Genomic DNA, 12,796 nt, shown 5'->3' with positions numbered 1-12,796 from the left:
AAAACAGGGCGCGAATTGTACGTTAAGAAACCGCACGTATCAAGCACAAAACCGAATTTTATTTCGTAAATATTCGATTATGTTTTTTTCTGCCGCGTAAACCCATAAAGTTATGCTTATTTACATCGCTTTTGTACACACTATTGTAGATTAATGTACAATAATGCGCATCAAATTTATTCCTGAAAAATTAAGGTATTAACGAGTCTTCTATGGATTTAGCAAGCATTCAATCTCTTTCTGCATCAGACATGCAAGCTGTTAATCAGTTAATTCAAACGCAAGTTGACTCAGATGTAGCGCTAATCAACCAACTCGGTTTTTACATTGTTAATAGCGGTGGCAAACGATTACGTCCATTATTAACAGTTTTGTCAGCAAGAGCGCTTGATATTAAGACTGACGAACATCACGCTCTTGCCGCGATCATTGAATTTATTCACACAGCAACCTTATTGCATGACGATGTTGTCGATGAGTCTACCATGCGCCGAGGTCGAGAAACGGCAAATGCCGTCTTCGGTAATCAAGCTAGCGTACTAGTAGGTGACTTTTTATATTCACGCGCCTTCCAAATGATGGTTGGCTTGCAACAAATGAAAGTCATGGACATCTTATCAGATGCAACCAATCGAATTGCACAAGGCGAAGTCATGCAGCTAATGAACTGCAATGATCCAGATACCACTGAAGAAAGTTACCTTGAGGTGATTTACAGCAAAACGGCTCGCCTGTTTGAAGCAGCCACTCAACTAGCGGCAGTGCTTACAGATCAAGATCCGGCGATTGAGTTTGCGATGCAAGCCTATGGGAAACATTTAGGTACAGCCTTCCAACTGATTGATGATGTACTTGATTACACTGCACAAGCTGAAGATATGGGCAAGAATGCGGGCGATGACCTTGCTGAAGGTAAGCCGACTCTTCCTTTATTACATGCAATGTGGAACTGCGAAGCTGCCGATGCATCACTCATTCGCGATGCCATCGAAAACGCAAATGGTATGCCCCACTTTGACCGTATACTCAAGGTCATGCAGGAAACGGGGTCACTTAGTTACACGCAAAACCTCGCTGAGATTGAAGCACAAAAGGCAAAAGACGCGTTAAAGCTGATTCCAGATAGCCAGTATAAACAAGCACTGATTGGCTTAGCAGATCTATCGGTTAATCGTTCATCTTAAGCTTTTGAGCGCAGTTGCTGTATTCGCCGCCACAAACGATGAACATTCATGGCAGTATCAATCACTCTAAGGTCTTTTAGATCTCGCAGTTGATGAATGGGTACACCTTTAAAAAACGGTACTCTGCGAAAATAAAACTGGCCTCTTTTTTCATAGATATAATCATCACCATACATTAGCAAATACAAACCCGGCACGACTAGGATGTACCACAATGACCACTGATCAACGGTGATGATGACAATTTGCAATGGAATAGCAGCATACAAAAATGCGAAGAATACGCGATTTAGCGGGGAGCGTCTCATCCATAAGTCCTTTTTATTTAGCATCCCGCTTCTTCATGAAGCGAGTAGCGATGTTATCAAAGTTTACCCAGCGACTAAAGGAAATAGCAGCATTCTTTTAAATAATGCCTAAGGTTACGAGAACCATATCATTGTTTAAATCTACACAGAGCCTAGTATCAATGCTAAGCTGTGAATGGTTAAATCCCTAAGGTATTCCCATGAATAAACGCTATTTTTCTCGACTCGTTTTGGTAACGATGCTTTTTATCTGCGCATCGCTACAGGCTAAGTCACTTAAAGATATTGACACTGTTACTGAGCACTATGATTGTTTTAGCAATGTGTTTGAAAGTTATGATTCATGGCTTAAGTTTCTGTCTGACCGCAATGCGAAGTTTTCAAAAAAACGTTTTCCTTTTACTGAAGCCAGCTTTAATAACTTCAAAGCAAAGCTCACTTGTACTGTTTTTGAATACAAGGTAAATGACGTGATTGTTGGCGGCTTTCTTATTCATCCTAAGTCTGTCGACAAAGCCCTACCAACGGTTATCTACAATCGAGGTGGTAATGGAGGATGGGGCTCAGTCAATATGGGTCGAATGATGTATGAACTGATGCCATTAGCAATAGAAGGTTTCGCAGTCATTGGCAGCCAATATCGCTGGGAAGGCGATGTCAAAGCGAAAGATTTTAAAACCAATGGAAAAAGTGATGAGTTTGGCGGAATCGACCAAAATGACGTGAATGCCTTACTCCCCATTATAGAGCAACTCGCAGTCACTGATAGAAAACGTATTGGTGTACTTGGTTCAAGCAGGGGTGGTATGCAGAGTTACCTGTTTGCAAAAGCCAATCCTGATATCAAAGCGTTAGTGAGTAAATCAGGTATTGCCGACCTGTTCAGTTTTCGAGATCGTGATGAAAAAACAGCAACACTTCTTTCTACCGTTATTCCAAATTATCAACAGGAGGAAGAAACCTTACTCAAAGCACGCTCTGCTATTCATTGGTCTGATGAACTGCCAAAAGTGCCCATTTTGCTAATACACGCAAAGGATGATGACAAAGTAAGGTACGCTGATTCGCAGAAACTGGCCGAACAACTAGAAGCACTTGGCCGACCTTATCTGTTTGCCAGCTTCGATGATGGTGGGCATGAATTAACAAAGTACAAGACTGAGATCGATGCGATGATTTTGGACTGGTTTTCTACTCATCTGTGAGCTAGTTTTCTATAAACTATGCATCAACAAAAAAGCTGCGCCTAAACAGCGCAGCTCTCTATTTCAGGTGTAAGTAACTGTGTAAGTAGCTATGCAGTAGCGTTACTTTATACGTATCAATTTCGCTTGATGCGGTCTCAAGTGACCCAAAGCTGATTGTTCACTATGGTTTTCATAGTTATCAATGAGCACCTCGCATCCGCTCACCTCCAAACCGGTCAATTCAACTAAATCTAATGAGTGAGCGTTCCGTGACTGATTTAACAAGACGAGGATCACTTCATCATCAAGTGTTCGAGTGTAAGCATAAATATCAGTATGCTCTGGCAACAACAAGCGATACTCACCGTAGACCAAGCATAACTCTTGCTTTCTTAGCTTAACCATCTTTCGGAAGTAATTGAGTTCAGAATCAGGGTCGTGCTCTTGAGACGCTACATTCACTTCAGCGTAATTGGGGTTAACCTTCAACCACGGTTTACCTTTGGTAAAACCCGCATTTTCTGTATCGTCCCACTGAATAGGCGTTCTTGCATTATCTCGAGAACAAAGTTTATGAGACTCCATGAATGCATCGAGATCACCGCCCTCTTGCTTGGTCAACTCGTACCAATTCAAGGTCATCAGATCTTGATAATCTTCAATATTATCGAACTTGATATTCGTCATACCAATTTCGTCGCCCATGTAATAGTAAGGAGTGCCACGCATGCTTAAGAGGTAAGTACTTAATAACTTTGATGAGAAGCGTCTATATTCTGGGCTGTCATCGCCCCACCTTGAGACCATCCGAGAAAAGTCATGGTTACCAAAATAGATGGTACCCCAACCTTTTTCGTTAAAAACAGCATCCCAATCACTCATCACTTTTTTGAATTTAACTAAATTTTGAAAATCTTCATTCACCAAGAAGCGATCACCTACCCCAATCGCTTGGTGATCGAAGTGGTAGTTCATGTTTAGCTCTTCACGCTCTTCTGAAACTAAATCTAATACATTATCAATGTGTGTGCCCGGGCCTTCTGCAACCGTCATGCAATCGTAATGCTTCAATACTTCCTCATGCATCTCATGAAGATATTCGTGCAAGCGTGGGCCCTTGGCATACATGTCAATCATTGCTTGGCCTTGATATTCCTCGGGAAACTCAGGGTAGCCGTCATGCTTTGATATGAAAGTAATGACATCCATGCGAAATCCATCGATACCCTTCTTGAACCAAAAGTGCATCATGTCATAAATTTCAGCACGCAATTTTGGGTTTTCCCAATTTAAATCCGGTTGCTTAACTGAGAAGTAATGTAAATAGTAAGCGTCTGTTGTGGCGTCGTATTTCCATGCATTTGCCTCTGGATCAAAGTAACTCCAGCGGCGAGGTGGTTCACCATCCTCAGCTGGCCACCAGTGGTAATAATCGCGATAAGGATTGTCCCTTGAGCTACGCGATTGTTGAAACCACTCATGCTCATCTGAAGAGTGATTGACCACAAGATCCATCACCACTTTCATTCCTCGTTCATGCATTCCTGCAAGCAATTCATCAAAATCAGACATGGAACCGAACTCAGTCATGATGTTGCGATAGTCTGAAATATCATAACCATTGTCATCATTCGGCGAGCTGTAAATCGGGTTAAGCCAGATGATGTCGACACCTAAACTCTGAATGTAATCCAACTTATCGATAATTCCGCGTAAGTCTCCTACGCCATCTCCGGTAGAATCTTTAAAACTGCGCGGATAGATTTGGTATACAACTCCCTCTTTCCACCATTTACGCTGTAAATCTTTTAACTTCATAAAATTAAAAATCCTGACTTTGACTTAATTTTGTATCTTCGGCTGTATTGATCCGCAAGGCCAAACCCGCGCCGATAATAAATAGCACACCACAAAGCGCTAATGCGTTACGTGGATCACCGCCCAACACCGACTCATAGATGTAGCCAATGCTAACCATCTCCAGTATTTGTGGTAGACAGATCATTGCGTTTAATAGGCCCATGTAAACGCCAATTCGCAGCATAGGCGCAACGTTCGCGCAGATAATGAATGGCACAGTAATAACACCAGCCCAACCCACTCCAACCAACGCCATACACGCGAGGGTTAAATATAAATCGGTGGTTAATTGCATGGATAGGAAACCAATTCCACCCACGAGCAAACACAAAGCATATACTTTGCTGTCGCCGAAGCGGTGAATCGTTTTGGCAATAAAGAACGACATAACAAGTGTGGTTATATGCATTACCGCGAAAGCTGTGCCGCCCTGCGCAGTTCCTTCAGCGAAACCGGGAGCATCTGGCGTAGGTGCGTTGTAAACGTGGTGTGCAATAGATAGCGAAAGGTATTGCCACATAAGCGGTAAACCAAACCAAGTGGCGAGTTTAACCCACCATAATGTTCGCAATGACTTTGGCATATCTCGCATAGCTGACCATAGATCTGATAGCACATTTGATAATACCTTGCCCTTATTTTCTGCTTTAAAGGCAACGATATCTTCTGGCGGATATTCTTTTACTTTGATAAACGACCATATCGCGGTTGTCATAATCACTATGACACCCACAACAAATGAGTATTTAACAATGTCTGGAATTTGAGTGCCATCTGTTACCGCCGAAACACCAAAGGCAATCATCACTACTGGCATCAAACTAGCGAGTATCTGACCACCGGAAATCATGAAGGTCTGTAAGGCGAAAGCAAAAGGACGCTGCTCGCGATTGACCATGTCACCCACCATTGCACGATAAGGTTCCATTGCTGTATTCATTGCAGCATCTAATATCCAAAACAGACCAACGACCATCCATAGCTCAGGAACGTAAGGCATAAACATAACGGCTACACTGCCGATTAATGCGCCCCACAAAAAGAATGGCTTTCTGCGACCAAAACTGGTCCAAGTACGGTCACTGATTGCACCAATTAAGGGTTGTATCAGCAGTCCAGTGACAGGACCCGCTAGCCATAGAATAGGAAGCTCATGTTCAGCCGCACCGTGATAAGAAAAAATGGGACTCAGGTTTGCCTGCTGCAATCCAAAGCCATATTGAATTCCGAAAAACCCAAAACACATATTCCATACTTGCCAAAACTCTAAGGTAGGCTTTTGTTTTGTATTCATGTTTTTTACCGTTTTAATGCTAATAGCGTGATGCCTCTTTTCGGCATTCATTCGATATTTACACAGTTAATGTAAATGAGTTGTTAGTATTAATGAAATAGCAACAAAAGAAAAGCAATTCTTAAAGGATTAAGAAAATAAAATGTAAAGCCAATTGCATGGAAAGAGAATAGAGTGTGCTCGTCAAGTCATGGAAACGCCTTAAATCAGCACACACGCAATGCGAAACACAAATAAAAGTAAATACAGAAGGGGCTTCAAACATTGTATAAATAGGTCTTATCAGCATTTAACTTGATAATAACTATTTGCTGCAAGAATACGAAAAAGCAAAGTTAGAGATTGATAATGAGTGCACATAGTACTCGCAAAAAAAGCTATGATAGATGATATACAGAGTGGTTAAAGCCTGAAAAAATTGCTCTGACTCATCTGCTCCTAACTAACCAAATTGACAATTTTTTAAAAAATTCACTATAACGATTAAGTTTTTGCTTTTATTTTGTAAATCACATGTTAATATTATGATTGTTGGTTTGTGCAAAACTGAAGAATAAGACCGAAGTTTGTCTTTAACTTCCACGGAAAGGCTTTGCAGAGGCTGAGCATTAAGACTTTAAACGACACTTAAGTTTCGCAATAGAAACGATAAATAAAGTCAAAGTTAGTATAATAAAGTAGAACACTGAGGACACACAAATGAACAAGCATAAAAATTTCAAACCAGCGATGCTAAGCCTAGCAATTGCTGGAGCGATTGCATCAAATGGTGCAGTGGCACAACAATCCACTCCAGACACGGCGGCTGAAGACAACGTGGAAATCATTCAAGTAAGTGGTATCCGCGGCTCTCTCATGAGAGCACAAGCAGTAAAACAAGATTCGTCTTCAATCGTTGAAGCTATTTCAGCAGAAGACATCGGTAAATTACCAGATTCATCTATCGCAGAATCACTTGCACGTTTACCAGGCCTCGCCGGTGAACGAGTTGGCGGTCGTACCTCAGGTATCTCTGTTCGTGGTTTCAAAGAAGATTTTGTAGGAACATCTTTAAACGGTCGTGAGCTAATTGGTATTGGCGACAACCGTGGTATCGAGTACGACTTATATCCATCCGAAATCATGACGGGTGCAACTATTTATAAAACAGGCGACGCTACTCTAATTACTCAGGGTTTGGGTGGTACTGTTGATTTACAAACAGTCAGACCGCTTAGCGCGTCTGAAACATTGACTGTAACGGGTGTTTACGAAGCAAACCAAGCGCCTGCTGACAACCCTGATTTCGACGATAAAGGTTATCGCTACTCATTGTCTTTCGTTGAGAAATTTGCAGATGATACTATCGGCCTAGCAGTTGCCATTGCGCACACAACTACACCAAATAACCAGCGTAAATATGGTGTGTGGGGTTACTCAACAAATGATGACGGACAAATCACGCCTTCTGGACTTGATTTGAATGCGCAGTCTACTGAACTTAAACGCGACACCATTTCAACAGTGTTGCAGTTTCAACCCAACGATAGCTTGAACATTGTTGCAGATTACCTGCAAATAGACTTCGAGGATTCAGGTGTATTACGTGGTTTTATCGAACCATTCGCAACTGCAAACCTTAGCGGTACAGGCGCTAATACTTCTGGCACACAAATCGAAGCTAATCCCGTACTTAGAACTGACCCACTCAATAAAGACGGTGAGTTAAGAGCCTTTGGTCTTAATGTCGAATATTACTTAAACGACGACTGGAAAGTGGAAGTAGATTTAGCCCGTTCTGATGCTGATAAGTTTGAGCAGCGTGCAGAATCTTACTCTGGTTTAGGTCGTTCAGGTGCATTGTCACCTGGTGATTTTGGTTCTCGTACATTCCAAATGTCATCTGAAGGTGTGTTCTTTACTGGCCAATCAGGTTTGGATGCGTTCAGCGATCCGAATTCACTACAGCTAACAGGTCCACAAACATGGGGTGGTGGTTTAGCTAACTTAGCAGACCAATTTGAAACAACTCAATTGCGTGCAAGTGGCGAACCGTTTAACTACTTAAATGCACAAGATGGTTTCAACAACTTCTTCACCATTAAAGAAGAGCTCACTCAATTTAAGTTTGAAGTAGAGGGTAATTTAGACGGCGAAATATTCAATAAAATTACCGCTGGTTTACATTTTTCTGACCGCTACAAAGATAAAGAAAACAACGGTTTCTTCGCTACGGCGACTGTATTCCCAGATAGTCAATCAGTAGCTGAATCTGGCGTTCCGGTGGTTGGTCTAACAGACCTGTCTTGGGCTGGTTTGGGCTTTGTTGTTGCATATGACGGTAACGCTCCATACAACAATGGATACTACACACAAAACAATGGTGGCTTCTTAGAACCAGACCGTTTTGGTGATACTTATATCATCGAAGAAGAAATAACCACGATTTATGCAAAAGCCGACTTCGAGTATGAAATGGGTGACATGCTGATCTTTGGTAACGTTGGTGCTCAATACGTTGATACTGACCAAACCTCGGACGGTACTTTGGGTGTTATCGGTTCAAACTTCCGTGTATGTGATGCCGATAGTGACTCTGTGATTGACGCTGATTGTGCAATTACTGATGGTGCTAGCTACTCTCACTTCTTACCAAGCTTCAGTATTAATGCTGAAGTGGTTGAAGATTTGTTTGTTCGTTTTGCGGCATCTACTACGATTTCACGAGCGCGTCTTGACCAAATGAAAGCCTCTGGTTTTGTTAAGTTCGATTTGAATGACCAGTTCATTACTTTGAGAGACGAAGACGTACTGGCTGGTGCTGGTTCGCCTTGGTCAAAAGAAGCAGGTAACGCACAATTGCGTCCTCTAGAGTCAAATAACTACGATATCTCAATAGAAAAATACTTTGAAGATGAAGGTTATGTTGCTGCGTCTTTATTCTATAAAGACTTAGTTAACTTAACTAGACAAGCTAGCCCAACGATTGATTTTACAAATGATGAATTCAACAATGGCGCAGACTACTTCGTCGAGGGCTTCCACAACCGCGTATTGGACGTGGACGTAACAAACTCGCAGAATGGTATTTTCTACCCAGCTGGGACAAACGTTTTCCCACCTAGTTTAGGTCAATTTTCATTCTTTGAAGATGGCTTAGAAGGCTCTGTATCTGGACTTGAGTTAACTGCGAACATTCCAATGAGTATTCTATCTGATGCATTAGATGGTTTCGGTGTTGTCGCATCAGCTACCTTTATTGATGCTGAAGTAGATGATGGTTCGTCTATTCCAGGGCAATCTGACCAAATCACCTCTCTTGTAGCGTACTATGAGAACGAAGGTTTTGAGTTCAGAGTAGCGATGACTGATCGTGATGAGTACACAACGTATGAGCGAGGTGGTTCAAACAAAATTACTGAAGCAACACGTGACGGTACACAAGTGGTCGATGCTCAGATTTCTTATGACTTCGAAAACTCTGGTATAGAGCACTTAGAAGGCCTAAGAGTCTCTTTCCAAGCAACCAACCTTCTTGATGATGCTGACCAAGTATCTCGTGACGACAACGGCATAGTTACTACTCGTCGTGAGTTCGGTCCTTCATACATGGTTAACTTCAACTACTCTTTCTACTAAAATTAAGTAGTTAATGTAATACCTAAGAAAACCAAAGCCTCTAGTCTAACGATTAGGGGCTTTTTTATTTTCTGAATCTGCAAGAAGCAAGTCCTATCTCAAAGGGATTGTGCTACGATAATGACACGTTCTAAGGTGCAAAAAGTTAAACTATAGGCATCTTAGTCAGCAACTTTTGCGTACAAAAATAAAAAACGAGAGGCGCATATGCACCACCCCATTAAAAAAGTTGTGATTGCAGGCGGCGGCACCGCTGGCTGGATGGCGGCATCGCTTTTAAAGAAAGTCCTAGGGGCACAAATAGAAGTTGAATTAGTCGAATCTGAAGATATCGGTATTGTCGGTGTTGGTGAAGCAACCATTCCACCTATTCAAACCTTTAATCAATTTTTAGGTATCGATGAGAAAGATTTTCTACGTGAAACCAACGGCACAATAAAACTTGCGATAAAGTTTGAAAACTGGCGAGTAGATGGTGAAAGTTATTTTCATACTTTTGGTGCGCCGGGTGCGAACATGGGCTTTTGCAATTTCCAACACTATTGGATGCGAGCAAGTCAGCAGGGCTTGAATAAATCACTGTGGGATTTCGATTTAAATTACCTCTGCTGCAAAGATGGCACATTCAATAAAATCAATGCTCAAAACCCAATTTTTGATATGCCTTACGCCTATCACTTCGACTCAGCTTTATACGGTAAATTTTTGCGCAAATTATCAGAGCAAGCCGGCGTAAAACGCACAGAAGGTATGATAGATAAAATTCAACAGTGCGAAAAAAGTGGCCATATCACCGCCTTGAAACTAAAAGACGGCACCGAAATTCTTGGCGATTTATTCGTTGACTGCACTGGCACGCGTGCCTTGTTAATGCAAAAAACGTTGGGAGTGAAATACGAAGATTGGTCTCACTACTTACCCGCTGACTCAGCCCTTGCGGTGCAAACTGAAAGACATGAGACAACCGCCCCGTATACTCGCAGTATTGCCCACGACAAGGGCTGGCAATGGCGCATTCCATTGACCCATCGAAATGGTAATGGCATCGTGTTTTCTCAGCAATACATGAATGACGATGATGCTCATCAAAGGCTGGTAAATAATCTAGATACCAAAATGGTGAATGACGTTCGCAAAATTTCATTCAATACTGGCAGAACCACTGAACAATGGCACAAAAACGTCGTTGCTATTGGCTTATCTAGCGGCTTCTTAGAACCATTGGAATCCACCAGCATTCACCTAATACAGTCAGCAGTCGTCAGGTTATTAAAACTGTTTCCACATCAAGGTATTGAGCAATCCGTTATTGATTTATATAACGAAGAATCAAAGGTCGAATACGAAACGATTCGCGACTTTATTATTCTGCACTATCACGTAAATGAGCGAACAGATTCAGATTTTTGGATTAATATGCGCGAGATGAGTATTCCTAGCCGCTTACAAAACAAGATTGATGTGTTCTCTCAGGTCGGGAATATGCTGAATGACCAACACGATATCTTTCGAGATGCCTCATGGCTGCAGGTAATGTTAGGACAAGGTTTGACCCCGAAAGACTATCATCCTGCGGCGAATGTCCCTCCGATTGATCAATTGCAACAAGCGCTAGAGCAAATTGCCGAGGCAAAGAAACAGCCTTTAGCCAAAATGCTGGCGCACGATGAATTTCTAAAACATTACTTGAGCGCTTAAATGAACGAAACCACTACCACACAGCAAAACAATGCCCCGAAAACCATCGTGATCGCTGGCGGTGGTACAGCGGGCTGGATGGCTGCTAGCTTGATGCATCATCGCTGGGCTAAGTTTGGTACTCACATTTGCTTAGTTGAGTCGCCCAGTATCGGGATTATTGGTGTGGGTGAAGGTTCAACGCCTACCCTAAAGCGTTTCTTTGATGACTTACACATAAGTGAGCAAGAGTGGATGCCTGAGTGTAACGCTACTTATAAGGTCAATATTGAGTTTGCTGGGTGGAGTCCTCAATCTGGTATAGAGGCATACAGCCACCCTTTCCTTTCACAAGTTGATACGTTCTCTGAGCCACACTTTTTTACTAACTGCTTAACTCGTCGACATGGTGTCTCGGTTAATACAACACCGTCCGACTTTTTTCTCAATGGCTGGCTGGCAAAGCATCAACATGACCCAGTTGCAGCCCCCACGTTCCCTTTCGCAGTGGAGTACGGTTATCACTTTGATTCTGCTCTGTTGGGACAATTTTTAGCCAAGCGAGCAAGTCAACTCGGAGTCAAACATATTCAAGCAAACATTGAACATGTTGAACTGACGAAGCAGGGTAATATTAGCCATTTAGTGCTTGATAATGGCGAGCAAGTGCAGGGGGATTTCTTTGTTGATTGCACCGGTTTTGATGCCCTATTAATGCAAAAGCACTTGAAGCAGGGCTTTACACCTTTTAAAGACAATTTATTCAATGACGCAGCAATTGCCATACCTAGCGCAAGTTTGACTGATTTCTCCCCACAGACTAAAGCCACGGCGCTAAGCAATGGTTGGGCTTGGCAAATACCTCTGCAACATAGAACAGGAAATGGCTATGTTTATTCATCCTCGTTCATCAACAAAGAGGACGCTGAAAAAGAGTTGCGCCAACACTTAGGTATGCTCGATGCCGATGTGCAGGCTAGGCATTTAAAGATGAATGTCGGACAGATTGAAAAACACTGGCACCAAAACTGTTTAGCCATTGGCTTATCACAAGGCTTTATAGAACCCTTAGAAGCAACAGCACTTCATCTGACTCAAATATCTATTGAAATGTTTATGGATGAATTTGAAGACGGTCACTTCAGTGACCAACATCAGTCTCGGTTCAACCAAGCTATGGCAGAACGGTATGAGCGTGTTAGAGACTATATCGTTGCTCATTACAAACTGAACACAAGGCAAGATTCTGACTATTGGCGTGAAAACCGAGACAATATGAAGCTATCGGATTCACTGCTGCAATTACTCACAGTATGGTATGAAAGAGGCGACCTTAGACAGGAAATCTACCGACAGGGCTTACAAATGCATTTTGGTGTAAGTTCTTGGCACTGTTTGTTAGCCGGTTATGGTGCATTCCCAAGCTTACGACCTGATGATCTTACTGTTGCAGATCAGTTCGAAGAGCATAAACTCGCTGAGATGTTTAAAGGATGCTTACTTAACTTTTAGCTAAGACTATCGGCTCTATAAAAACATCCCTTCTATTGGTGGCTCTTGTCTGCAGAATTCAAATAGCGGGAAAACAATACAAAGCAGTACACACCAGCCGAAGCACTAACTAAGTTGAGTACCATCATTGCCCATTCTTCCGATGCAAAAAAATGC

8 protein-coding genes are annotated in these 12,796 nt (G+C 42.2%); 5 read left to right on the top strand and 3 right to left on the bottom strand.

The annotated features are described in order from the left end of the window. The first annotated feature begins 212 nt into the window (after positions 1 to 212). The gene (gene ispB / locus RM556_RS03245; RefSeq protein WP_311361818.1) at positions 213 to 1,184 is read left to right on the top strand and encodes an octaprenyl diphosphate synthase; all 972 of its coding nucleotides are present in this window, start codon (positions 213 to 215) and stop codon (positions 1,182 to 1,184) included. Here ispB and RM556_RS03240 read toward each other — a convergent pair. Continuing rightward, positions 1,181 to 1,492 carry a hypothetical protein gene (locus RM556_RS03240; RefSeq protein ID WP_311361817.1) on the bottom strand — a complete coding sequence of 104 codons (312 nt, stop codon included), beginning with the start codon at positions 1,490 to 1,492 and terminating at the stop codon, positions 1,181 to 1,183. The genes ispB and RM556_RS03240 overlap by 4 nt on opposite strands. Before the next feature lie 200 nt (positions 1,493 to 1,692). Here RM556_RS03240 and RM556_RS03235 point away from each other — a divergent pair, with 200 nt between their 5' ends. Next, a complete protein-coding gene (locus RM556_RS03235; protein ID WP_311361816.1) occupies positions 1,693 to 2,697 on the top strand; it encodes a prolyl oligopeptidase family serine peptidase in 1,005 nt (334 codons plus the stop codon). A 102-nt stretch (positions 2,698 to 2,799) separates the two neighbouring features. On the opposite strand, the gene RM556_RS03230 is transcribed toward RM556_RS03235, so the two are convergent. Together RM556_RS03230 and RM556_RS03225 are read right to left on the bottom strand one after the other, a co-directional pair. After that, positions 2,800 to 4,497 (bottom strand): alpha-glucosidase, encoded by a 1,698-nt coding sequence (locus RM556_RS03230; RefSeq protein ID WP_311361815.1) that lies wholly within the window; start codon positions 4,495 to 4,497, stop codon positions 2,800 to 2,802. 4 nt (positions 4,498 to 4,501) lie between these two features. Then, positions 4,502 to 5,833: an MFS transporter gene (locus RM556_RS03225; RefSeq protein WP_311373834.1), complete on the bottom strand. Its 1,332-nt coding sequence runs from the start codon at positions 5,831 to 5,833 to the stop codon at positions 4,502 to 4,504. A gap of 699 nt (positions 5,834 to 6,532) precedes the next feature. Between RM556_RS03225 and RM556_RS03220 the strand changes: the two genes are divergently transcribed. The 3 genes from RM556_RS03220 (at position 6,533) to RM556_RS03210 (ending at position 12,640) form a co-directional block, all read left to right on the top strand. Further along, entirely contained in the window at positions 6,533 to 9,451 is a 2,919-nt protein-coding gene (locus tag RM556_RS03220) for a TonB-dependent receptor (RefSeq protein ID WP_311373833.1), read from the top strand. A gap of 207 nt (positions 9,452 to 9,658) precedes the next feature. Beyond that, complete coding sequence (locus RM556_RS03215) at positions 9,659 to 11,149, top strand: tryptophan halogenase family protein (RefSeq protein ID WP_311373832.1); 1,491 nt, start codon at positions 9,659 to 9,661, stop codon at positions 11,147 to 11,149. After that, positions 11,150 to 12,640: a tryptophan halogenase family protein gene (locus tag RM556_RS03210; RefSeq protein ID WP_311373831.1), complete on the top strand. Its 1,491-nt coding sequence runs from the start codon at positions 11,150 to 11,152 to the stop codon at positions 12,638 to 12,640. The last annotated feature ends 156 nt before the right edge of the window (positions 12,641 to 12,796 follow it).

It is taken from the genome of Alteromonas sp. W364, assembly GCF_031846205.1.
GTDB classification, from domain to species: domain Bacteria; phylum Pseudomonadota; class Gammaproteobacteria; order Enterobacterales; family Alteromonadaceae; genus Glaciecola; species Glaciecola blandensis.
This window is presented reverse-complemented; position numbering and strand designations above follow the sequence as displayed.